Origin of the sequence: Rhodococcus sp. Leaf225, assembly GCF_001426145.1 — a bacterium.
In the GTDB taxonomy this organism is placed as follows: Bacteria; Actinomycetota; Actinomycetes; order Mycobacteriales; family Mycobacteriaceae; genus Rhodococcoides.
This window is the reverse complement of the sequence record NZ_LMRN01000025.1, coordinates 363,795-385,808: the sequence shown is the minus strand read 5'-3', so window position 1 is coordinate 385,808 and position 22,014 is coordinate 363,795. Positions and strand designations below refer to the sequence as shown.

Annotated in this window: 21 protein-coding genes; 10 read left to right on the top strand and 11 right to left on the bottom strand. The window is 69.2% G+C overall.

The genetic code is table 11. The annotated features are described in order from the left end of the window. Positions 1–62: 62 nt before the first annotated feature. Together ASG69_RS20145 and ASG69_RS20140 are read right to left on the bottom strand one after the other, a co-directional pair. On the bottom strand, positions 63–1,235 hold the full coding sequence (locus ASG69_RS20145) for an FUSC family protein (RefSeq protein WP_081821364.1): 1,173 nt from the start codon (positions 1,233–1,235) through the stop codon (positions 63–65). A 10-nt stretch (positions 1,236–1,245) separates the two neighbouring features. Further along, the gene (locus tag ASG69_RS20140) at positions 1,246–1,662 is read right to left on the bottom strand and encodes a DUF3151 domain-containing protein (RefSeq protein ID WP_027506413.1); all 417 of its coding nucleotides are present in this window, start codon (positions 1,660–1,662) and stop codon (positions 1,246–1,248) included. A gap of 57 nt (positions 1,663–1,719) precedes the next feature. Here ASG69_RS20140 and ASG69_RS20135 point away from each other — a divergent pair, with 57 nt between their 5' ends. Beyond that, complete coding sequence (locus ASG69_RS20135) at positions 1,720–2,247, top strand: Rv0361 family membrane protein (protein WP_056695874.1); 528 nt, start codon at positions 1,720–1,722, stop codon at positions 2,245–2,247. A gap of 53 nt (positions 2,248–2,300) precedes the next feature. On the opposite strand, the gene fbaA is transcribed toward ASG69_RS20135, so the two are convergent. Further along, a complete protein-coding gene (gene fbaA, locus ASG69_RS20130; RefSeq protein ID WP_027506415.1) occupies positions 2,301–3,341 on the bottom strand; it encodes a class II fructose-bisphosphate aldolase in 1,041 nt (346 codons plus the stop codon). A gap of 191 nt (positions 3,342–3,532) precedes the next feature. Here fbaA and ASG69_RS20125 point away from each other — a divergent pair, with 191 nt between their 5' ends. Beyond that, entirely contained in the window at positions 3,533–4,366 is an 834-nt protein-coding gene (locus ASG69_RS20125) for a DedA family protein (protein ID WP_231476412.1), read from the top strand. Between the two features lie 15 nt (positions 4,367–4,381). Beyond that, positions 4,382–5,059: a DedA family protein gene (locus tag ASG69_RS20120; RefSeq protein ID WP_051613508.1), complete on the top strand. Its 678-nt coding sequence runs from the start codon at positions 4,382–4,384 to the stop codon at positions 5,057–5,059. A gap of 10 nt (positions 5,060–5,069) precedes the next feature. On the opposite strand, the gene ASG69_RS20115 is transcribed toward ASG69_RS20120, so the two are convergent. The 3 genes from ASG69_RS20115 to ASG69_RS20105 are packed head-to-tail and all read right to left on the bottom strand — an operon-like array spanning position 5,070 to position 7,679. Continuing rightward, complete coding sequence (locus ASG69_RS20115) at positions 5,070–6,167, bottom strand: glycoside hydrolase family 76 protein (RefSeq protein ID WP_056444315.1); 1,098 nt, start codon at positions 6,165–6,167, stop codon at positions 5,070–5,072. 47 nt (positions 6,168–6,214) lie between these two features. Beyond that, positions 6,215–6,889 (bottom strand): TrmH family RNA methyltransferase, encoded by a 675-nt coding sequence (locus tag ASG69_RS20110; protein ID WP_056443675.1) that lies wholly within the window; start codon positions 6,887–6,889, stop codon positions 6,215–6,217. Between the two features lies 1 nt (position 6,890). Next, complete coding sequence (locus ASG69_RS20105; RefSeq protein ID WP_056443672.1) at positions 6,891–7,679, bottom strand: SDR family oxidoreductase; 789 nt, start codon at positions 7,677–7,679, stop codon at positions 6,891–6,893. Positions 7,680–7,789: 110 nt separating this feature from the next. On the opposite strand from ASG69_RS20105, the gene ASG69_RS20100 reads away from it, so the two are divergent. Further along, on the top strand, positions 7,790–8,200 hold the full coding sequence (locus tag ASG69_RS20100; protein WP_027506420.1) for a hypothetical protein: 411 nt from the start codon (positions 7,790–7,792) through the stop codon (positions 8,198–8,200). After that, entirely contained in the window at positions 8,197–8,703 is a 507-nt protein-coding gene (locus ASG69_RS20095) for a methylated-DNA--[protein]-cysteine S-methyltransferase (RefSeq protein ID WP_056443670.1), read from the top strand. Before ASG69_RS20100 ends, ASG69_RS20095 begins: the two co-directional genes overlap by 4 nt. Here ASG69_RS20095 and ASG69_RS20090 read toward each other — a convergent pair. Further along, a complete protein-coding gene (locus ASG69_RS20090) occupies positions 8,696–9,322 on the bottom strand; it encodes a lysoplasmalogenase (protein ID WP_056443665.1) in 627 nt (208 codons plus the stop codon). The two genes, ASG69_RS20095 and ASG69_RS20090, sit on opposite strands and share 8 nt — an antisense overlap. A gap of 76 nt (positions 9,323–9,398) precedes the next feature. On the opposite strand from ASG69_RS20090, the gene ASG69_RS20085 reads away from it, so the two are divergent. From ASG69_RS20085 to thiD, 4 genes are all read left to right on the top strand, one after another. Continuing rightward, a complete protein-coding gene (locus ASG69_RS20085; RefSeq protein ID WP_056444311.1) occupies positions 9,399–9,845 on the top strand; it encodes a MarR family winged helix-turn-helix transcriptional regulator in 447 nt (148 codons plus the stop codon). Continuing rightward, the gene (locus ASG69_RS20080) at positions 9,842–11,083 is read left to right on the top strand and encodes an MFS transporter (RefSeq protein ID WP_082544409.1); all 1,242 of its coding nucleotides are present in this window, start codon (positions 9,842–9,844) and stop codon (positions 11,081–11,083) included. Before ASG69_RS20085 ends, ASG69_RS20080 begins: the two co-directional genes overlap by 4 nt. Positions 11,084–11,288: 205 nt before the next feature. Then, positions 11,289–12,764: a hypothetical protein gene (locus ASG69_RS20075; RefSeq protein ID WP_056443663.1), complete on the top strand. Its 1,476-nt coding sequence runs from the start codon at positions 11,289–11,291 to the stop codon at positions 12,762–12,764. 75 nt (positions 12,765–12,839) lie between these two features. Beyond that, positions 12,840–13,628 (top strand): bifunctional hydroxymethylpyrimidine kinase/phosphomethylpyrimidine kinase, encoded by a 789-nt coding sequence (thiD, locus tag ASG69_RS20070; RefSeq protein ID WP_056443661.1) that lies wholly within the window; start codon positions 12,840–12,842, stop codon positions 13,626–13,628. Between the two features lie 3 nt (positions 13,629–13,631). On the opposite strand, the gene pyrE is transcribed toward thiD, so the two are convergent. From pyrE to ASG69_RS20050, 4 genes are all read right to left on the bottom strand, one after another. Then, positions 13,632–14,168 (bottom strand): orotate phosphoribosyltransferase, encoded by a 537-nt coding sequence (pyrE, locus tag ASG69_RS20065; protein ID WP_037186299.1) that lies wholly within the window; start codon positions 14,166–14,168, stop codon positions 13,632–13,634. 24 nt (positions 14,169–14,192) lie between these two features. Next, on the bottom strand, positions 14,193–14,759 hold the full coding sequence (locus ASG69_RS20060; protein ID WP_156380596.1) for a hypothetical protein: 567 nt from the start codon (positions 14,757–14,759) through the stop codon (positions 14,193–14,195). A gap of 69 nt (positions 14,760–14,828) precedes the next feature. After that, positions 14,829–15,617, bottom strand: a complete 789-nt coding sequence (locus ASG69_RS20055) for an SDR family NAD(P)-dependent oxidoreductase (RefSeq protein WP_056443649.1) — start codon at positions 15,615–15,617, stop codon at positions 14,829–14,831. Between the two features lie 55 nt (positions 15,618–15,672). Then, a complete protein-coding gene (locus ASG69_RS20050; protein WP_056444305.1) occupies positions 15,673–16,302 on the bottom strand; it encodes a hypothetical protein in 630 nt (209 codons plus the stop codon). 214 nt (positions 16,303–16,516) lie between these two features. On the opposite strand from ASG69_RS20050, the gene ASG69_RS20045 reads away from it, so the two are divergent. Next, positions 16,517–21,985, top strand: a complete 5,469-nt coding sequence (locus tag ASG69_RS20045; protein ID WP_056443646.1) for an ATP-binding protein — start codon at positions 16,517–16,519, stop codon at positions 21,983–21,985. Positions 21,986–22,014 lie beyond the last annotated feature (29 nt).

The following is a 22,014-nucleotide window of genomic DNA, read 5'->3' as shown; positions in this document are numbered from 1 at the left end:
AGGGGTTCCGTACTCGAGGAGGGGTTGCAGCGTCCGCGGGAACACGGAACGGCAGCGGGAACCTAGTAGTCGAGCTCCGGCGGCACGGCGGGGTGGTCGACGGTCGGGGGCAGGGTCGCCAGCGCGGAGATCCGCGAGAGCCCTGCCACCTGGAGCAGGTCGACGACGATGGATCGGATCTGCGCGAGCACCACCACCGCGGACAGGCCGGCGTCCTGCATGAGCTCCGCCTTCGCACCGACTGCCACGTGCCGGAGAACCCGCGCTGCCTCTGCTTGGTCGGGTTGCTCGCCGGGATCCGCGAGCATCATCTTCCGCACCACCTCGGTGGCCTGCGCGAGCTTCTCGACGAGGTCGACCAGTCGGGGGTCGAGAATCTCGTCGTCGCGCACCAGGGACAGGGAGCGCCTGGCGAGAACCCGGATGTTGCGCACCGCGTTGTCCAGCGGATCCGCCGTCGCGGCGAGCTCGGCCAGGCGCTGCTTGCTGTTCCAGTACAGCGGGGAGATGCGGCTGATCTCGCGCCCGCCCTTGAGATCGGTGCGCATCGCGTCGATGGCCGGTTGTGTGGCGCGCGCAGCCTTCAGTGCCTTGGCGATCGGTTCCGCGTCGTTGGCCAGGAGACCGTCCGCGACGAGTTGCAGTACCCGGCCCGACGTGGCGATGACGGTGGCCGCGTCCTTGCGTGCGCGGCGCACGGGGTGCGTCGGCACGACGGCGACGACGGCGAGTCCCACCAGACCGCCGATCAACGCGTCGACCATGCGGTTGAGTCCGCCGGCGTTGCCCGGCGGGATGAGCGTCGCCACCAGCACGGCCGACGATCCCGCCTGCATCGCGATGATGGCGCCGCTGTCGAGGAAGACCGCGGTCGACATAGCGAGCGCGACGACCAAGGCGATCTGCCACGGGCCGGTCCCGATGAGGGCGATGATCGCGTCACCGACACCGATGCCGACCGTGACGCCGACGACGAGTTCGGCCGAACGTCGCATCCGCGCCCCGAGGGACACACCGAGCGAGACGACGGCCGCGATCGGTGCGAAGAAGGGCGTGACGTGCCCGACGACGTCCGTCGCCACGAACCACGCGATGCCCGCGGCGAGCGCGCACTGGATGATCGGCAACCCGGAGACACTCAGTCGGCGCAGCGACGCGTCGATCCGCGCGGAGCCGCGGGTGCGCAGGCCGAGATGCGGGGCCGTGAATCGTGGGTAGCTCCCGAATCGGCCCATGAAGCTGGTGCTAGCCGACGCCGAGTTCGTCCGCGGCGCGCGGATCGCAGTCCTCGAGCAGGTCGAGGCAGCGGGCGTACTCGTCCGTCTCCCCGATCGACTGCGCGGCGCGGGCCAGGACGGCCACGCAGCGCAGGAAGCCTCGGTTGGGCTCGTGGCTGTACGGCACGGGTCCGAAGCCCTTCCAGCCGTTGCGACGCAGCTGGTCGAGACCGCGGTGGTAGCCGGTGCGTGCGTAGGCGTACGCGGTGATGGTGCGGCCGTCGGACAGGGCGGCCTCGGCGAGGTAGGCCCACGCGATCGACGCGGTGGGGTGCGCCGCGGCCACCTCCTCGGGGGCCGTGTGGTTCAGGAGAGCGGACTCGGCCTCGTCGTCGCCGGGCAGCAGGGTGGGCTGGGGACCGAGGAGATCACCGAAGGAAGTCATGACGACAGTCTCCCACGGAGCGCGCGGGAGACGTCGGGCGCTGGATAAGGTGCACGCGTGTCCCCGGATAACTCGCGCCCCGCCGCACCGCGCCGCATCGAACCCAGCGCCGCACCGAAGAAGGTGTCGACGCGCTCCGGTGGCCGGCGGCGCGGACCGTGGATCGCGGCGGCCCTCGTGGCCCTGCTGGCGATCGCGGGTGTCGTGGCGTTCGCACTGCTGCGGGGCGGCACGAGCGTCACGGGTCCGAGCGACGACGAGAAGATCCGCACCTCGATCGACACCTTCACCGCGGCGTTGCGTGACGGCGACCTGACCGCTCTACGCGGCGTCACGTGCGGCGCGCTGGCGTCCTTCTACGGCGGCATCTCCGAGGCCGACTTCGCCGCGACGCACGACGCCGCCGTCGCATCCGGAACGGTGCCGGTGGTACAGAGCGTCGACACCATTCAGATCACCGAAGCGGAACCGCCGGATCAGACGACGGCGATCGCACAGGTCACCGCGCGCACCGAGGGCGCGGAGCCCTCGGCGCGCACGTTCGACCTCGCGCTGGACGGCGAGACCTGGAAGGTCTGCGCCTGACAGCGCTCGTGCGCCTCTTGCGCATCCGGGGATGCGCAAGAGGCGCACGGGGGTCAGCCCGCTGACACACTCCGACCGGCGGACTTCAGGTCGTTGCACGCCTCGACGACGCGCGCCGTCATACCGGCCTCGGCCTTCTTGAGGTAGCTGCGCGGGTCGTAGGCCTTCTTGTTGCCCACCTCGCCGTCGACCTTCAGCACGCCGTCGTAGTTGCTGAAGAAGTGGCCGGCGATGGGCCGACTGAACGCGTACTGGGTGTCGGTGTCGACGTTCATCTTCACGACGCCGTACTCGAGGGCCTCCTCGATCTCGCTCTTGGCCGAGCCCGAGCCGCCGTGGAAGACGAAGTCGAAGGGCTTGGAGCCGGCAGCGAGTCCGAGCTTCTCGGTGGCGACGCGCTGGCCGTCCGCGAGCACCGACGGCTTGAGCTTGACGTTGCCCGGCTTGTAGACGCCGTGGACGTTGCCGAACGTCGCGGCCAACAGGTAGCGCGATCCGGCATCGCCGGCACCGAGCGCCTCGACCGTCTTCAGGAAGTCCTCGTTCGAGGTGTACAGCTTGTCGTTGATCTCCGCCTCGACGCCGTCCTCCTCGCCGCCGACCACGCCGATCTCGATCTCCAGGATGATGCGCGCCGCGGCGGCCCGGGCCAGCAGATCCTTGGCGATCTCGAGGTTCTCGTCGATCGGCACCGCGGAGCCGTCCCACATGTGCGACTGGAAGAGGGGGTTCTTCCCGGCGTCGACGCGCTCCTGCGACACCGCGAGGAGCGGACGCACGTAGGTGTCCAGCTTGTCCTTGGGGCAGTGGTCGGTGTGCAGCGCGATGGTGACGTCGTACTTCGCGGCGACGACGTGGGCGAACTCGGCGAGCGCGACGGCGCCGGTGACCATGTCCTTCACACCGAGGCCGGACGCGAACTCCGCGCCACCGGTGGAGAACTGGATGATGCCGTCGCTGCCCGCGTCGGCGAAGCCTTTGATGGCCGCGTTGACGGACTCGGATCCCACGCAGTTGATGGCGGGAAAAGCGAACTTGTGTTCCTTGGCGCGGCCGAGCATCTCGGCGTACACCTCGGGAGTTGCGATCGGCACGAAGAAACCTCCACGGTGAGCGAACGGGGCACCTGATCAGGTGCGGTCACTAGCAGTATGTCAACCGAGGTGACGCCGGTCGCGCCCTGCCCGATCTACTCGCCGGTAGTTGCTGAGAGTTGCTCGTGAGTTGTACTACCCGCCACTCGGCGTGCGGGTATCGGCTGCTCTCGCCGGTACTGTGGGCGCTTGTGACTACCGTGGCCGCCTCCGTGACCGACCTCGCCCTGCTGCCGGGGTTCCTCGATCCCGTCAACCTGCTGAACTCGTTCGGCACCTGGGTCCTGGTCGGTCTGCTGCTGGTGGTGTTCATCGAGTCGGGCCTGCTGTTCCCGCTGCTCCCGGGCGATTCGCTGCTGTTCACGGCCGGTCTGATCGCCGCGTCGAAGAGCGCGGAGATCGAGCCGTTCGCGCCGCTGTGGGTGCTGTTGGTGACCATTCCGATCGCCGCGGTGCTGGGTGATCAGGCGGGATATCTGATCGGCAAGAAGGCCGGCACGGGCCTGTTCACGGACGACGCCCGCTTCCTCAAGAAGCGCTACATCGACGAGTCGCACGCGTTCTTCGAGAAGCACGGTCCCATCACCATCTTCCTGGCGCGCTTCGTGCCCATCGTGCGTACGTTCGCGCCGGTCGTGGCCGGCGCCTCGGGCATGCGCTACCGCACGTTCATCACCTACAACGTCGTCGGCGGCATCGTCTGGGGCTCGGGCGTCACGCTGCTCGGCTACCTGCTGGGCCAGATCGCCGTCATCCGCGACAACGTCGACATCATCTTCCTGCTCATCGTCGCCGTGTCCGTCCTGCCCATCGCCTGGGAGGTCGGCAAGCGGATCGTCTCCTCGCGCCGCACCCCGCTCGGTGAGGCCGTCGACGCGTTCGACGGCAAGCTCGACGGCAAGGTCGAGCCGTCCAAGTGGTCCGAGCCGGCCCAGAGGTCGGACACTGCTCAGCGGTCGGAACCAGCTCAGTGGTCCGAGCCCGTCCAGCGCACCGAGCCCGCTCCGCGCGACTCGTCCTCGTAGATCGGTCCCCCGTTCATGCTTCTCGCCGGTAGCACCGTGCTCGCCGAAGGCGGCGCGATGGGATTCCTCGAATCGGCCGGGCCCACCCTGGTCTGGCTCATCGTGGTGTCCTTCGTGTTCCTCGAGTGCGCCGTCATCGTGGGCCTCTTCCTTCCCGGCGACTCGCTGCTGATCACCGCCGGTATCGGACTGGCCGCCCACGCCTCGGGCACCTCGCACGTGTGGGCGCTGTCCGCGGGCGCGTTCCTGGCCGCCATCGCCGGTAATCAGGTGGGGTACATGATCGGTAAACGCACCGGTCATCGCCTCGTGGCGCGCAAGAACGGCAAGTACGTCAACACCGCGAATCTGGAGAAGGTCAACCGACTTCTCGAGAAGCACGGCTTCTGGGCGGTGCTCGTCGCGCGCTGGATCCCGTGGGTGCGGACCCTGTGCCCGATGGTCGCCGGTGCCGGTGGGATGAACCACCGCCGCTACACCATCGCCAGCACGCTGGGTGCGCTCATCTGGGCACCCGTGCTGCTGCTGATCGGGTTCTACTTCGGAGCGGTGCTCGACAAGGTGTCGTGGCTGTTCCCCACCGTGCTCACGCTGATGATCGTCTCGATCGTGGTCGGCACCATCTTCGGTCTGTACCAGTACCGCAAGGAGATGAAGAAGCCGGTGGAGACCACCGAAGTGCACGATCTCTGACGGCTGACGTTCAGCCGAGGCTGTGCGCCGCCTCCATCAACATCCAGCCGCCGAGCTGGACGGAGAAGTCGCGCTCCGGCACGGACGACGACGTGACGGTGCCGGCGCTGAACCGGGCGATCGACGCACCGAACGAGGGCAGCTTGGCGATGGCGGACCAGTCGCTGCCGAACAGCGGCAGGCCCTCGATGGACAAGCAGTTGTCCCACGCGGCCTCCGCCGACGCCAGCACGATGTCGGCGGCGACCGAGCGCGCCTCGTGGTCCTCATCGTCGTCTCCGGGCAGCGACGTCGCCACCAGTGCGAGGTACCGGGCGAGGATCCCGTTGAACAGGCCGCCGTCCCCTCCCCCGCCGCCGATGATCACGCCGTCCTTCGTGAGGTGCTGCTGCACGGCGGCGACGAGTCGATGCACGCGCTCGCTGTGCTTGTCGTCACCGAGGCTGATCGCGAGTTCGGTCTCGGCGCCGAGCACGACGCCCTGGCAGTAGGAGTAGATCGGCGTCTCGACGCGGCCGTCTGCGTGGATGCCGTCGAGCACGAGATGGGTCGTCGGATCGACGAGAGTCGCGTCGATCCAGTCGGCCATGGCCTGGGCGCGCCACAGCTTGCCGGTCCGTGCGAGCAGCACCGCCGCCGGGCCGTTGGCCGGCACGTTGAAGAAGTCGCTCTTCCTGGACCAGCGGATACCGCCCCCGTGCGCCGGATCCCAGGCGTCGAACAGCTCCGACTCCAGGGCCGCGATCGCGGTGCGATTGTCGACGAGGTGCAGACGTTGCGCTCGCTCGAGGGACAGCCCCAGCCACGCCATGTCGTCGTAGTACGAGTTGGTCCAGCCGGTGAGGTTGCGCAGCCGGTGGGTGCGCGCGATCCGGGCCAGCCGTCGTCGGCGGCGCGCCGACGGCGCCCGCTCCTCGGCGTCGACCACACAGTCGATGAGGTGCGCCTGCCACCAGTAGTGCCAGCGGAAGAACAACCGCTCCCGTCGGACCGGCGGCCACGCCACGACACCCAGAGCCGTCCCCGGCAGTCCCCACAGACGGCGGACGTGGCGAGAGAAGACGGCCTCCTCGGCGGCGTCCGCCCTGGAGGACCACGTGTCGTGCATGATTCGATCCTGCCAGTACCCCTCGGCTCGGGAGCCGTCGGGCACGGTCACCAGGCCAGGTCGGGATCCGCGTGCTGCCGGATCCAGGCGTGCATCGTGATCCCGGCTGCCACACCGGCATTGATACTGCGGGTGGAGCCGAACTGCGCGATGGACACCGTCATCGACGCGGCGGCGCGCGCGTCGTCGGTCACGCCCGGGCCCTCCTGACCGAAGAGCAGCAGCGCATTCCGTGGGAGAACGGCAGTCTCGAGCGGGACGGACCCGGGCACGTTGTCGACGGCGACGACGGTCAGACCGGCCTCGGCGGCGTAGGCCATCAGTCCGCCGACGTCGGCGTGGTGCTCGATGTGTTGGTAGCGGTCGGTGACCATCGCACCGCGACGGTTCCACCGTCGACGCCCGACGATGTGCACCGCGGCGGCGCCGAACGCGTTGGCCGTACGGACGACCGTCCCGATGTTGGCGTCGTGCGCGAAGTTCTCGATGGCCACGTGCATCGGATGCCGGCGCGTGTCCAGGTCCGCGACGATGGCCTCGCGCGTCCAGTACCGGTACGCGTCGACGACGTTGCGCCGATCCCCCTCGTCGAGGAGTTCCGGGTCGTAGCGGGGATCGGTGGGCCGAGGCCCGTCACGCTCGACGTCCCAGGCGGGTACGCCGCGCGGGTGCTCACCCCACTCGGTGGCACCCGCCTCGTCGCTGCGGTCGTTCTCGGTCAACTCAGGAATGCGACAGACGGCGGTTGACCTCGCGGGTCAGCCAGACCGGGGAGAACCGCGAGCCCATGGACAGCGCCTTGGACGGGAGCCCCACCGGGAAGTGCACCTTGTGGTAGATCCGCTTGGCGGGCTGCGTCGACTTGAAGATCGCGTCGGCGACGTCCTGCGCGGTCAACTTGATGCCCAGCGAACCGGTGGTACCGGTCTGGATCCCCTTGGTCATGGCGGTCTGCACGAAGAGCGGCCACATGGCCTTCACGGCGATGTCGTGCTTGTGCCACTCGAGGTCGAGCGCCTCGGTGAGCCCGCGCACCGCGAACTTGGTCGCGCCGTACGTGGCGAGCTCGGGCTGGCCGTAGATGGCGGAGGCGGAGCACAGGTTCACCACCTGGGCGCCGCGCGTCTTCTTCAGGTACGGGAACGCTTCGAGCAGCCCGTTGAGCACGCCGCCGACGTTGATGTCGAACTGCTTGCGGTGCGTCTCGATGGCCTGCTCGGCGAACTGGCCCGCGATGAGGATGCCCGCGTTGTTGATGAGCACGTCGAGTCGCCCGCCCGCCGCCTCGTCGAACTCCTTCAGTCGCTCGGTGAACTCCGCGGTGTCGGTGACGTCGAGGATTCCCGTCGTCGACGTCGAGCCCTTCGCCGCGATCTCCTTCGCGAGGGAGGCCAGTCCCGTCTCGTCGATGTCGTAGGCACCGACGTGGTACCCGGCGGCGGCGAACGTGAGTGCGGTGGCCCGCCCGATGCCGGCTGCTGCGCCGGTGATGAAGACAGTAGGTTGAGACATGTCTGAAGAGTAAAGGGTCGGGCTGAGCTGCAACAGAGCGGTGAGCCGAAAACTTACCGCCGAGTAGCTTCCGGCGTCCTCGGAGGCGCTCACGGGAGGGATCCGAGTCGATGGACCACGAGAGAGTGGGTCGGGCGGTGGCCGTGGTCACCGCCATCTACGTCGTCGTGCTGGCGGTCTGGGCGCTCGTGCTGCTCCCCAAGGCCCCGGACGGCACCGTTCCGTATCAGATCGCTGCGCTGGTCGCGGGCTTCGGCGCGGCACTGGGACTCGCGATGATGGCTGCCGGGCGCCCCACCGCCGACGAACGCCGCATGCGCGACCACGGGCTCGAGGGGTGGGCCGTCGTCGACGAGGTACGGGAGGTCGGAGCCGAGACGGAGGTCGACCTCACGATCACCGTGCCCGGGTCGGGGTCCTACCCGGGCACCGTCCGACGCACGGGGTCCGTCCGGTACGAGGTCGGCGCGACCGTTCCCGTCGTCGTCGATCCCGACGACCGGACGCGGATCCGGTTGTGACGCCAACCGACTCGACCCGGCACCACACCGTTCTCGACACCCCGGTGGGTCCTCTCACCGTCGTGCGCACCGGGACGGCGCTGTCGGGCGTCTACTTTCCCGGTCACCGTCCGGCACCGGCACCCGGCCGGATCGGCACCGCCAGGGCGGACGGGTTCGACGAGATCCGCGATCAGTTGGCGGAGTACTTCGGCGGCCGGCGGCGCCGCTTCGATCTCGAGCTGGCCCCGGTGGGCACCGAGTTCCAGAACGAGGTGTGGGCCGCGCTCCGCACGATTCCCTACGGCGAGACGTGGACGTACTCCGCTCTGGCAGTCGCCGTCGGCCGGCCCACCTCGGTGCGAGCGGTGGCGTCGGCCAACGCCCGGAACCCGTTGTCGATCGTCGTGCCGTGCCACCGCGTCATCGGAATGTCCGGCAGCCTCACGGGTTTCGCCGGCGGCGTCGAGCGCAAACGCCTGCTGCTCGATCTCGAGTCGGGAACCCCGACGCTGTTCACGTGAGGGAGTCGACGAGCGCGTACTGAGCGCCGATGTAGCTCGCGAGCACCGCGACCTCGAGGACCTCGCGCAGGCGCGCGTCGGCCGTGGTCCGCCGCACGAGCACCATGCCGTCGGAGACGGTGAACAGCGTCGATCCGACGACGGCACGGGCGTCGCCGTCCGCACCGAGAACGGACATGGCACCGAGGGCGACGCCGTAGGCCATGGAGATCGGTGCAATGGTCGGGGCGCGTCTCGTGGCCAGCACGGCGCCGCCCGCCCATCCCGCCGCTCGAAGCAGAGCATGGTGCGGCCGCACGCGAGAACCGTTGCGATGCAACAGCACCGACCAGCACCCCTGCATGACGGCGAATGACGACGCCCCCGCAGTGAACCGGCGATCGTCGTCCGGATCGATCATCGCGACGTCGCCGAGCGTCGCCGCCGAGAGCCCCGCAGCCAGCAGTGGCGAGCGGTGGGCGCCGGACCGCACCGCGAGAATCGGCATGAGGAGCGGCTTGCACACCGCCTGCACGACGGGTCGATGCGTGGCGGCACCGACGATGGTGCCCGCCGCAGCGACGGCGTAGGCCAGGGCCGTGGCCCTGCGGACCAGCGTGGCGGACGACCCGGACGGCATGCGGACACCGTAACCGACCCCACACTGGATTTCGATAGTTAGCTTATGTAACGTTAAGGGAGTGCAGACCACGGCGATGCGAACCGACGAACTGCGGACACTGCTGTCCGAACTGGTCACCACGACCTCGCGCTTCACCCGGCTCGCGGCCTCGGTCGCGCCCGCGGAGCATCCCCGTACGTGGTCGCGCGCGCTCTCCCTGCTCGACGAGTACGGCGCGATCCGGATCAGCGAGTTCGCCCGCCTCGACCGATGCTCGCAACCCTCGGCGACGGCCCTGCTGCGCACGCTCCACGAGAACGGTCTCGTCGACCGCATGACGGATCCGACCGACTCCCGCGCCGTGGTCGTGTCGATCTCGGACCACGGACGCACTTGGCTCGCCGACTCGCGTCGCGCCATCGGCGACGGACTGCTCCGCCACCTGGGCGAGCCCGATCCCGACCAACTCCGACGCATCGTCGAGGGCCTCGACGACCTGCGCTCCGTACTCAAGAACACAGCACGAAAGGAACACCCGTGACGACGATCGAGGAGAAGAAGGACGCGTCCCAGCCGAGCCTTCTGCAGCAACCGAAGGCCGTGTGGGCAGTGGCGTTCGCCAGTGTCATCGCCTTCATGGGGATCGGCCTCGTCGATCCCATTCTCAAGCCCATCGGCGAACAGTTGAACGCGACACCGTCGCAGGTGTCTCTTCTGTTCACGTCCTACATGCTGGTGACGGGCGTGGCGATGCTCGTCACGGGCGTCGTCTCGTCGCGCTTCGGCCCGAAGAAGACACTGCTGGCCGGTCTCGCGATCATCATCGTGTTCGCCGCGCTCGCAGGCTCGTCGAGCACCATCACCCAGATCGTCGGGTTCCGCGCCGGCTGGGGACTGGGCAACGCACTCTTCATCGCGACCGCCCTGGCGACGATCGTCGGCGCCGCGAGCGGTGGCGTCGCGCGGGCCATCATCTTGTACGAGGCCGCACTGGGCATCGGCATCGCCACCGGCCCGCTGGTCGGCGGCGTCCTGGGCAGCATCAGCTGGCGGCGCCCGTTCTTCGGCGTCGCCGTCCTGATGGCCGTGGCCGTCGTGCTGCTCGTCGTCATGCTGCCGGAGGGCGAGAAGCCCACGCACCGAACCTCTCTCGCGGACCCCTTCCGCGCACTGCGGCACCGCGGGCTGCTCACGGTCGGCATCACGGCACTGCTGTACAACTACGGATTCTTCACCCTGCTCGCCTACACGCCGTTCCCGCTCGACCTCGGCACCTACGCGATCGGCTTCATCTTCTTCGGCTGGGGACTCGCGCTCGCGGTGGCCTCGGTGTTCCTCGCACCGCGCCTGCAGCGCCGGTTCGGGACGCTGAACATGATGATGTTGGCGCTGCTCCTCTTCGCCGCCGACCTCGCCGCGATGGCTCTGTTCACGGAGAGCAAGCCGGTTCTGATCGTGTGCGTCGTCCTCGCCGGACTGTTCCTCGGCGTCAACAACACCCTCATCACCGAGACCGTCATGATCTCGGCGCCGGTCGAACGGTCGACCGCCTCGGCGGCCTACAGCTTCGTGCGGTTCGCCGGCGGCGCTGCCGCCCCGTACCTCGCCGGCAAGCTCGGTGAATCCAATGTGCACGTGCCGTTCTGGGTGGGCGCCGCCTGTACCTTCCTGGCCATCGGCGTTCTCGCGACCGGCCGGAAGGTCCTCGCACACGTCGACGACCACGACCCCGCTCCGCACAGCGTCGACGAGGCGACAGCGCTCACCGTCGGCGACTGACCAGGGAAAACCGAATCACACCAGTCACATTCACCGCATTAACACCATCTGCACCAAAGGTCACACTTCGATGACGAACTAACTCTGAAGTAAAGGTCTAGGCGGACCGGAAGGTACGTTCTGTTCGGTCGGGGGACGCGTACACCATTCTTCACCGCTTCTCGGATACGGCAGGAATGCCGTCTTCGGTATCGAAAGGCCATTCATGTCGGACAAGTCCATCACCCGTGCCCGCAGGACGCGGCTCGCTGCAGCAGGCGCCGTGCTCGCCGTGTCGCTGGCTGTCGCCGCACCCGCCGTGGCCGTCGCCCAGCAGGATCAGCCGGACAGCTCGGAGAGCAGCGAGTCCTCCACGAGCACCACCACCGAGGCTCCCGCCACGTCGAGCACCGAGCAGGCACCCTCGGCGACGGATGCGCCGCCGGTCACCACCGTGCCCACCACCGCTCCCCCGGCCCGGCCGCTGCCGCAGGTCACCGGTTCCGTCGTGGTCGACGACGAGGGCAACTCCTCCATCAAGGTCGACATCGACGCGAAGCTGACCGAGGACGAGAAGAAGGCACTGCAGGTGGCCAAGGACGCCACCAAGGCCGCCGTCGACGCCATCAAGAAGGCGCAGGCATTCCTCGACGACGCCATCGCCGCAGCGCAGGGCGGCGACGCCGCTGCCGAGGCCGAGGTCGACGAAGCGAAGGCCGAGCTCGAGGCATCCAAGGCCGAGGAATCGGCGTCGGTCGCCGAGCAGGAGAGCATCGTCGCCGCCGGTGTCGCCGCCAAGGCGCAGGAAGAGGCTGACGCCGCCAAGGCTGCAGCGGACGAGGAGAAGAGCAAGGCGGACGCCGCTCAGGCCGAGGCCGACGCTGCGAAGGACAAGGCCGACGAGCTCGAGGGCGACGTTGCCGCGGATCCGACCGAGGCAGAGTCCGCGCGTGCGGACGCCGATGCGAAGGCCGAGGCCGCAGCCGCCGCGCGCACCGCCGCGGAGGAGGCCACGAAGGCTGCCGAGGAGTCGCTGAAGGCCGTCGGTGACGCGTTCGCGACGCTCGACGCCGCCAAGGTCACCACGGCGATCCAGGCCGCGTATGCGAAGGCGTCGACGCTCTTCGCCGCTGTCGTCAAGGCAGCGACGACGCAGGTGGCCGCCACGGTCGCCGAGGAGAACGCGAAGCGGCTCGAAGCAGCCGGTGACGCCGAGGCGGCAGCAGCAGCCGAGGCCGCCGCAGCAGCGAAGGCCGAGGCCGACGCAGCTGCGAAGGATGCCGCGGACAAGAAGGCCGCCGACGAGGCTGCCGCGGAGAACGCCGCCGAGGAGACCGTCACGGTCGAGGTCGGCGACGAGAAGAAGGAGGACGTCGAGGTCGCCACCATCGACTCCACCACGGTCGAGGTCACTGCCTCCGGAATCCGTCTCATCGGCTTCTACGTCGACGGCCCGACGCGCACGTTCAAGGTGGTCGACTACTTCACCGACGACGAGGAGGGCAACGTCATCGTCGCCGGCGAACTGCCGGAGATCGGTCTCGTGTCGTCCGAGTCGAGCCTCGCGGGGTCGGATCAGGCGAGTGCCTCGAACGACGAGGGCGGACTGCCCGTCGCCGCGATCGGCACCGGCGTGGCCGTCGTCGCCGTCGCGGGTGTCGGTGCGTTCGCACTCTCGCGTCGCAAGGGCACTCGCTCCTGACGACCGAGCGCGTGGGTGCGGGGGCTCTCTCGGCCCCGCACCCACGCGCTCTCGGCGTTTTGGGATGATGAAGACATGCCGACACTCGCCTACGTCATCGCCGGATCCGAAGCCACGGGAGGCGCCGGCCTGCAGGCCGACCTCAAGACGTTCGAGCGGCTCGGGGTCTACGGCGTCGGCACCATCACCTGCATCGTCTCGTTCGATCCGAAGGCCGGGTGGGGCCACCGTTTCGTCCCCATCGCGGGACCGGTGATCGCCGACCAGATCGAGGCGGCGACGGCTGCCCACTCACTGGACGTCGTGAAGATCGGCATGCTCGGCACACCCGAGACCGTTGCCACCGTCGCCGAGTCGCTCCGTCAGCAGCCGTGGCGACACGTCGTCGTGGATCCCGTCCTCATCTGCAAGGGCCAGGAGCCGGGCGCGGCGCTGGACACGGACAACGCCCTGCGCGCCGAGATCCTCCCGCTCGCGACCGTCGTCACGCCCAATCTCTTCGAGGCGCAGACCTTGTCGGGAATGGACTCGATCGAGTCCGTCGACGATCTGTCGGAGGCCGCCCGCCGCATCGCGGACCTCGGACCGCGCTACGTGGTGGTCAAGGGCGGCGCGGGTCTGCCCGGCGACGAGGCCGTCGACGTCCTGTTCGACGGTACCGACGTCTCGGTGTTCCGTGCGCCGAAGATCGGCGAGGAGCGCGTCTCCGGAGCCGGCTGCATCTTCGCCGCCGCCATCACCGCCGAGCTGGCGAAGGGTTCCTCGGTCCAGGACGCGGTGGCCACGGCCAAGGACTTCGCGCACGCCGGCATCGTCGGCCGCGTGACGACGAACGCGCCCTTCACCGCCGTCGGCTGGCAGTAGAGCTCAGAGGTTCAGGTCGCCCAGACCGAGGAGGGACCGGTACTCGAGACCCTCGGCCGCGATGACCGCGTCGGCGCCGGTGGCGCGGTCCACCACCGTCGCGACGCCCACCACGACGGCACCGGCGTCACGCAGAGCCGCGACGGCCGTGAGCGGGGAGTTGCCGGTGGTGGTGGTGTCCTCGACGACCAGGACCCGTTTGCCCACGATGTCCGGGCCCTCGATCTGGCGCTGCATGCCGTGGGCCTTGGCCGCCTTGCGGACGACGAACGCGTCGATGGGACGGCCCGGCGCGTGCATGACCGCCAACGCGACGGGGTCGGCACCCATGGTGAGTCCGCCCACGGCGTCGAAATCCCAGTCCGACACCAGTTCTCGCATGAGCTGCCCGATGAGGGCACCGGCGCGGTGGTGCAGCGTCGCACGGCGGAGGTCGACGTAGTAGTCGGCTTCCGTGCCCGACGACAGCGTCACCTTCCCGTGCACGACGGCCAACTCGCGGACCAGTTCTGCCAGTTCGGACTTCTCGGTAGCTGCCACGAGCAGTGAATCTATCGGGTGCGCTCAGGCGGCGTGCTGCGGCGCCCGCAACCATGCCGTGTCGGCGTCCGCGGTCTCGGCGAACACCTCGGGCGCCCGGACGCCCAACAGCCGGACGACGGGTCCGGACAGCGGCGAGTCGGCGAGCGAGGCCAACGACGAGGCCTGCGTGTTGTACACGCGGACGGCCCCGGCGACGCGATGCTCGATGCGATCGAGTTCCGTTGCGGGCGAGCTGAAGTCCCACCCGAGAGGCCCACTGGCCCGACCGTCGAAGAGCACCTCGTGCAGCGCGACCGACAGCGCGTTCTCGGCGCCGGCCCGGGCGCCGAGCTCGGCGCGCCGATCCCGCATCATGGCCGACAGCGACCGCGCTCCGACGAGTTGGTTCACGGCGGCGCGGTCGAGATCGGCGTCGACGGCAGCGCGCACGAGATCGGGGATCACGGCCCGTCGTCGATCGAGCTCGATCTCGAGCAGGTTCAGTCCGGCAGCGACGGAGTCGGCCGACCGACGTGTCCGCCGGACGACCGACACGATCCAGCCGATACCGATGATCATCACGAACGCCACCAGGGCCACAACAGTCACACCAGAAACATAGCGCCGTCGAGTATGAACGTCGACCCGAGGTCGAGGGTTCGCCCCGGCCGCCGGAGCCTACGTGCGACCGCGCGCGCTGCCGACCAGGGAGACCACGCGGCGAGCGATGGTACGGGGCACCAGACGCGATACCGAAGTCAGTGACTTGTACTGAAGCCCAGGCACACTCAGCACGGCGTTCTTCTCCAGGTCGGCGAGCGAGGCGTCGACGACCTGGTCCACGGAGAGGTACATGAACGACGGAATCGACGACATCTCGATGCCGGCGCGCTCGTGGAACTCGGTCCGCACGAAGCCCGGGCACAGAGCCTGGATGCGGACGCCGGTGCCGGCGAGACCGCCCGCGAGACCCTCGCTGAACGAGACGACGTACGCCTTCGACGCGGAGTAAGTGGAACCGCGACCCGACAGCAGGCCGGCGACGCTGGCCACGTTGATCACCGAGCCCTTCGCACCCGCGATCATCGACGGCAGCGCCGCGCGGGTGAACTGCATGACGGCGGTGACGTTGACGTCGAGCTGCGACTGCAGCAGCGCGGGATCCGCAGTCCAGAACTCGCCGGACGTGCCGAAGCCGGCGTTGTTGATCAGGACCTGCACGCCCTCCTGCAGTCGGGCGACCACGGCAGCGCGGCCCTCCTCGGTCGCGAGGTCCGCGCCCAGGATCTCCGACGAGGTGCCGTACGACGCGCGTAGCTCGTCGGCCAGTGCCTCGAGCCTGACGGTGTCGCGGGCGACCAGGACGAGGTCGTGGCCACTGGCGGCGAGACGGCGGGCGAACCCGCCGCCGATGCCGGACGTCGGACCGGTGACGAGGGCGATGGGCCGCGGTGTTGGAGTCGACATGCGCACGAGACTAACGGGTGAGGTTCCTCACGGCAGCACGTGGCTGATGAAACGATCAGTCGTCGCGTCCGGGTGCTGCGCGGCGTCGCGAGGGCGGCAACACGTGCAGAAGGCCGGACAGGCGGGTGACGGCGTCGATCGCGGCGTCCCAGTCGCGTCCCGAACTGCCCACCGGAACGGTGCCCAGCGTCCACGGACCCTCGCTCCACAGCAGCTGCACCACATCGGGCACCGAGTGCGTGAAGGCGACCATGCGCTGGTCACAGACTCGCCGTGCCACGTCGAGGTCGGTCGCGAAGATGATGCGCGGACCCAGCGAGCCGAGGAGCTGCATGTCGGCCTCCTTCGGCGGCGGCGTCGTGCGGGACCGCAGATCGAGGTCGACGTCGGATCCCACCTCGCGGCGCACCGCCACGACGGTCGCGGCGTCCTCGAGGTCGAACAGGACGAACTCCTCGCCGCGTCGCACACCCTCGACCACGTCGACGGCACCGAGGAACTCCTGGTTCGCCATGGCCGCGCGCGAGAAGGTCGACGGCAGGTCGGGATCGGCGGGAACGTAGTGGTAGCCCTGCGCTTTCGCCCAGATCTGACGCACCCGGCCCTGCTGTCCGCGGCGGGCGCGATCGATGTACAGCAGTGCCACCGCACCGAGGAGTGCGATCAGAGCAAGGCCGAACCACATCGCTGTCATCGCTCTCCACTGTACTTTTCCCGGGGCACGGCGCCGTCGTCGGCCCATCGTGTCATTACCCGCCGGTATACCCGTGGGTAGCGCATCGCCACAGGTCAGTGACCGATCACGACCCTTTCGGGCGTTGGTGAGATGTACTCGCCAGTACGCTCGTGGACCGTCACACTGGCTCGGAAGACACTTTCCCTTCGAGACGGCGGAGCGCATGTTCACACGCATAGCAGTAGTCAACCGAGGCGAAGCAGCTGTTCGCCTCATCCGAGCGGTACGCGAGCTGAACAACGAATCGCGGTCCGCCGAGCCTCTGCGCGTCATCGCTCTGCACACCGACGCCGAGCGGAAGGCGATGTTCGTCCGCCAGGCCGACGAGGCCGTCACGCTCCGCAAGACGGGCGTGCAGAACCCCTACCTCGACTACGTCGAACTCGAGCGCGCACTCGTCGAGGCCCGCGCCGACGCCGTGTGGGTCGGCTGGGGCTTCGTCGCCGAGGACCCGACCTTCGCCGACATCTGCGCTCGCCTGGGCATCACGTTCATCGGCCCGTCCGCTGCCTCGATGCGCCTGCTCGGCGACAAGGTCGAGGCCAAGATCCTCGCCGAGAAGGTGGGCGTCCCGGTCGCGCCGTGGAGCGGTGGTCCCGTCGAGACCCGCGCCGATGCACGTCGGCACGCCGCCGCCATCGGTTATCCCCTGATCATCAAGGCGCGCAGCGGCGGTGGCGGTCGCGGTATCCGCAAGGTCTTCGCCGAGGACGAGCTCGAGCTCGCACTCGAGCGCACCCAGGGTGAGGCCGAGCGCTCGTTCGGCGACCCGGTCGTCTTCCTCGAGCGGCTCGTCACCGAGGCGCGCCACGTCGAGGTCCAGGTCATCGCCGACACCCACGGCAACGTGTGGGCACCCGGCGTCCGCGACTGCTCGATCCAGCGTCGCAACCAGAAGGTCATCGAGGAGTCCAGTTCGGCCGTCCTGACCCGGGAGCAGGCCGACGAGCTGCGCGCCGCCTCCGCGGAGCTGGTCCGCGCCGCCGGGTATCACGGCGCCGGCACGGTGGAGTACCTCTACCAGCCGGAGCAGAAGATCTTCACGTTCCTCGAGGTCAACACGCGCCTGCAGGTCGAGCACCCCATCACCGAGGTGACGACGGGCCTCGACCTGGTCAAGCTGCAGATCCTCGTCGCGGGCGGCCACGTGCTCGAGGGCGACTGCCCGACCGAGTTCGGTCACGCCGTCGAGGCACGACTCAACGCCGAGGACGCCGACAACGGTTTCGCACCGGCGCCCGGCACCGTCCGGTTGCTGAAGTTCCCGCTCGGATCGGGCCTGCGCGTCGACACGGGCATCGCCCAGGGCGACGTCATCCCGCCCGACTACGACTCCATGGTCGCGAAGGTGATCGCCTGGGGCCGTGACCGTTCCGAGGCCCTCGCCCGGCTGCGCACCGCGCTCCGCGAGACCACAGTCGTCATCGACGGCGGCACCACCACGAAGTCGTTCCTGCTCGACCTGCTCGACCGCGAGGAGCTCATCGACGCCACTGCCGACACCGGCTGGCTCGACCGCACCGGCGCGGGCACCGCGGAGGGCCCCACCCGCGTCGCCGACGTCGCACTGATCGCCGCGGCCGTCGACGCCTACGACGCGGACGAGGCCCGTGAGCGCGCCAAGTTCCTGCTGTCCGCCCGCGGCGGCCGTCCCCGCGCCAGCCACGACATCGGCCGCACGGTCGAGCTCAACTACCAGGGCCAGGGCTACCGCCTGACCGTCGGCCAGGTGGGACCGCACCGCTACCTGGTCGCGGTCGACGACCACGAGATCACCATCGACATCGAGCGGCTCGGCACCTTCGAGCGTCGCGCCGAGATCGACGGCACCCGCTACTCCGTCGTCACCGTGCCCGGCCCCGCCGGGTATCTCGTCGAGGTCGACGGCGTGAGCCACCAGATCAGCCAGGACGAGGCCGGTCTGGTGCGCGCACCCGCCCCCGCCGTCGTCGTCGCCGTGCCGGTCGCCGTGGGCGACGAGGTCGAGGCGGGGCAGACTCTCGTGGTCCTCGAGGCCATGAAGATGGAGACCGCGGTGCGCGCCGCCTCTGCCGGTCGGGTGAGCGAGGTGCTCGCCGTCGTCAACGCACAGGTCGACAACGGCGCGGCGTTGCTGCGCGTCGACCCGATCGGTGAGACGGCCGCCGCCTCCACCACCGCCCGGGTCGAGTTCCGCTCGCCGTGCGGCGACGCCGACCGCGACGACCGCATCGACGCACTGGCCCGTCTCGACGAACTGCGGGCTCTCCTCAGCGGATTCGACGTCAGCGCGTCCCGTGCGCTCGCCACCATCGCCGAGTACGACGCTCTGCGCGGGGCACTCCCGCGCAAGGACGGCGAGCTGGTCCGCGCCGAGCTGGACCTGCTCACCACCTTCGCCGACATGTGCGAGCTGACGCGTAACCGTCCGACCATGGACGAGGAGGGCACCGACGAGCGCGTCCACAGTCCGCGCGAGCACTTCCACGCGTTCCTGCAGTCGCTCGACGCCGACGTCCAGGGCCTGCCGGACGAGTTCCGCGACAAGCTGGCTCGCGCACTGCGGCATTACGACAAGAACGATCTCGATCGCGGCACCGATCTCGAGGAGGCCGTCTACCGACTCTTCCTGGCGCAGCAGCGCATCGAGAACCAGGTCCCGGCCATCGCGGCGCTCCTCGATCGGTGGATCGCCGACCCGTCGGTCGCCCCCGACGCGGACAGCGCCGTCGGTGAGGTGCTCGACCGCCTCGTCGTCGCGACCCAGGTGCGGTACCCGGTGATCGGCGACGTCGCCCGCAACCTCCGTTTCCAGTTGTTCGACGAGCCGCAGATCCGCAAGGCGCGCGAGCAGGTCTACGACGGTGTCCGCGGCAGTCTGCAGTACCTGGCCGAGCGGCCCGACGCCGACGATCACCAGGAGCGCATCGACGCCCTGGTCGCCACGGAGGAGCCGCTCGTGGAGCTGCTCTCCCAGCGCATGTCCGATCCGGGTGCCCTGCTCGAGGTGATCACCCGCCAGTACTACGAGATCCGTGACTTCGAGGACGTGAAGGCCTTCGATCGCGAAGGGCAGCACTATGTCTCGGGCACCTTCACCCTCGTCGGCGGCAAGGTCAACCTGCTCTCGACGATGACCGATCGCGCGGGCCTCTCGTCGACGCTGGTGGCGCTCACCGAGACCGCGGGGCCGGCACCCGAGAACCTCGCGGTGGATCTGTACCTCTCGTGGCCGACAGCTCCCGAGGACGGCGACCAGGTGGTCGAGGAGCTGCGCACCGAGATCGCCGCACACCCGGCGACCACGTCGTGGCGTCGCATCACGGTCACCGTCTTCGGACGCGGCACCGGCATCTCGCGCCAGGTGACGTTCCGGCCGCAGGCAGGCGTTCTGACAGAGGACGTCTCGCTCCGCGACCTGCATCCGCTCACCGGTCAGCGACTGGACCTGTGGCGCCTCAAGAACTTCGACGGCACCCGCATCCCCTCCGCACCCGGCACGTACCTGTTCGATCTGGTGGCGAAGGACAACCCCAAGGACGAGCGACTGGTCGCCCTGGCCGAGATCCGGGACGCCGCAGTGCAGTTCGACGCCCAGGGCAACGTGGTCTCGGTTCCCGCCATCGAGCGCACGCTCTCCGCGTGCCTCGACGGCATCCGCCGCGCCCAGGCTCGCCGCGGCAACCGCCGCCTCGACCACAATCGCGTCGTCCTCTACGTGTGGCCGGTGCTGAACCTGCCGCTCGACAAGCTGCGCATCGTGGCCCGGCATCTCGCGCCGCTCACCGTGGCCGCCGGTCTCGAGGAGATCACCATGATGGCCCGCGTCGTGGTGCGTCCCGGCGCGGAGCCCACCATGCAGGCCCTGCGCTTCTCGTACCGACCCGGCACCGGAGTGGTCACCAAGATCACCGACCCGCCCACCGAGCCCATGCGCCCGCTCGACACGTACACGCAGAACGTGCAGCGCTCGCAGGCACGCGGCACCGTCTACCCGTACGAGCTGATCCCCGTGCTGACCAAGCGCGACGGTTCCTTCGTCGAGTACGACCTGGACGAGTCCGGTGCGCTGCAGCCCATCTCGCGTCCGTACGGTCAGAACACCGCGGGCATCATCGTGGGCCTGGTGTCCACGCCGACGGCGCTCTACCCGGAGGGCATGACCCGCGTCGCCCTGTTCGGCGATCCGACCAAGGCGTTGGGCACGGTGGCCGAGGCCGAGTGTGCGCGCGTCGTCGCCGCGATCGACCTGGCCGAGGAGATGAACGTCCCGGTCGAGTGGTTCGCGCTCTCCTCCGGCGCGACCATCTCCATGGGCAGCGGCACGGAGAACATGGACTGGGTGTCGCGGGCTCTGCGCCGCATCATCACCTTCACGCAGGCCGGTCACGAGATCAACGTGATCGTCGCGGGCATCAACGTCGGCGCGCAGCCGTACTGGAACGCCGAGGCCACGATGCTCATGCACACCAAGGGCATCCTGGTGATGACGCCGGAGAGCGCGATGGTGCTCACCGGCAAGCAGTCCCTGGACTACTCCGGTGGCGTCTCCGCGGAGGACAACTTCGGCATCGGTGGCTACGACCGCGTCATGGGCCCCAACGGGCAGGCGCAGTACTGGGCTCCGAACCTCGGAGCTGCGTGCGACGTCCTCTTCGCGCACTACGATCACGCGTATCGTGCACCGGGAGAACGCTTCCCGCGCCGCACGACGACCGTCGACCCGGTCGACCGCGACGTGCGGACCTACCCGCACGTCCACCCGTCGAGCGACTTCAAGACCGTCGGCGACATCTTCTCCTCGGCCACCAACCCGGAGCGCAAGAAGCCGTTCGACATCCGCACCGTCATGCGCGCCGTGGTCGATCAGGACCACGCCGTGCTCGAGCGGTGGGCCGACATGGCCGACGCGGACACGTCCGTCGTCTTCGACGCCCACCTCGCCGGTTACCCGGTGTCGGTGATCGGCATCGAATCGCGCGCCATCTCGCGCAAGGGATGGTTCCCGTCCGACGGCCCCGACCAGTGGACGTCGGGAACGCTGTTCCCCCGCTCGTCCAAGAAGACGGCCCGTGCGATCAACGCCGCCAGCGGCAACCGCCCGCTGGTGGTGCTGGCCAACCTGTCCGGCTTCGACGGATCACCGGAGTCGCTGCGCAACCTGCAGCTCGAGTACGGTGCCGAGATCGGCCGCGCCATCGTCAACTTCGACGGACCGATCGTGTTCTGCGTGGTCTCCCGGTATCACGGCGGCGCGTTCGTGGTGTTCTCCGGAGCGCTCAACGAGAACATGGAGGTGCTGGCCGTCGAGGGATCGTTCGCATCCGTCCTCGGTGGTGCACCGGCCGCAGCAGTGGTCTTCACGCGAGACGTCAACAAGCGCACCGCATCCGACCCGTCCGTCCGCGATCTCGAGGCACGCATGAACTCCTCCGAGGACGACACGGAGCGGGCCCGGTTGCAGGTGGAGCTGTCGGCCACCCGCACCGCGGTGCGCTCGGAGAAGCTCGGTGAGGTGGCGTCCGAGTTCGAGGCGGTGCACAACATCGAGCGAGCGCGGACCGTCGGTTCGGTGCACCACATCGTGGCGGCCGCCGAACTGCGCCCGCAGATCGTCGCGGCTATCGAGCGCGGAATGGCCCGCCAGGCCTGACCTGATCGACAGAGAGACACCCTCCCCCG

Coding starts and splice junctions, on each gene's coding strand:
- ASG69_RS20055 (WP_056443649.1), bottom strand. CDS start 15,617: ATGTCGACTCCAACACCGCGGCCCATCGCCCTCGTCACCGGTCCGACG.
- ASG69_RS20045 (WP_056443646.1), top strand. CDS start 16,517: ATGTTCACACGCATAGCAGTAGTCAACCGAGGCGAAGCAGCTGTTCGC.
- ASG69_RS20115 (WP_056444315.1), bottom strand. CDS start 6,167: ATGCACGACACGTGGTCCTCCAGGGCGGACGCCGCCGAGGAGGCCGTC.
- ASG69_RS20105 (WP_056443672.1), bottom strand. CDS start 7,679: ATGTCTCAACCTACTGTCTTCATCACCGGCGCAGCAGCCGGCATCGGG.
- ASG69_RS20085 (WP_056444311.1), top strand. CDS start 9,399: ATGCGAACCGACGAACTGCGGACACTGCTGTCCGAACTGGTCACCACG.
- ASG69_RS20100 (WP_027506420.1), top strand. CDS start 7,790: ATGGACCACGAGAGAGTGGGTCGGGCGGTGGCCGTGGTCACCGCCATC.
- ASG69_RS20145 (WP_081821364.1), bottom strand. CDS start 1,235: ATGGGCCGATTCGGGAGCTACCCACGATTCACGGCCCCGCATCTCGGC.
- ASG69_RS20090 (WP_056443665.1), bottom strand. CDS start 9,322: ATGCCGTCCGGGTCGTCCGCCACGCTGGTCCGCAGGGCCACGGCCCTG.
- ASG69_RS20140 (WP_027506413.1), bottom strand. CDS start 1,662: ATGACTTCCTTCGGTGATCTCCTCGGTCCCCAGCCCACCCTGCTGCCC.
- ASG69_RS20075 (WP_056443663.1), top strand. CDS start 11,289: ATGTCGGACAAGTCCATCACCCGTGCCCGCAGGACGCGGCTCGCTGCA.
- thiD (WP_056443661.1), top strand. CDS start 12,840: ATGCCGACACTCGCCTACGTCATCGCCGGATCCGAAGCCACGGGAGGC.
- ASG69_RS20050 (WP_056444305.1), bottom strand. CDS start 16,302: ATGTGGTTCGGCCTTGCTCTGATCGCACTCCTCGGTGCGGTGGCACTG.
- ASG69_RS20120 (WP_051613508.1), top strand. CDS start 4,382: ATGCTTCTCGCCGGTAGCACCGTGCTCGCCGAAGGCGGCGCGATGGGA.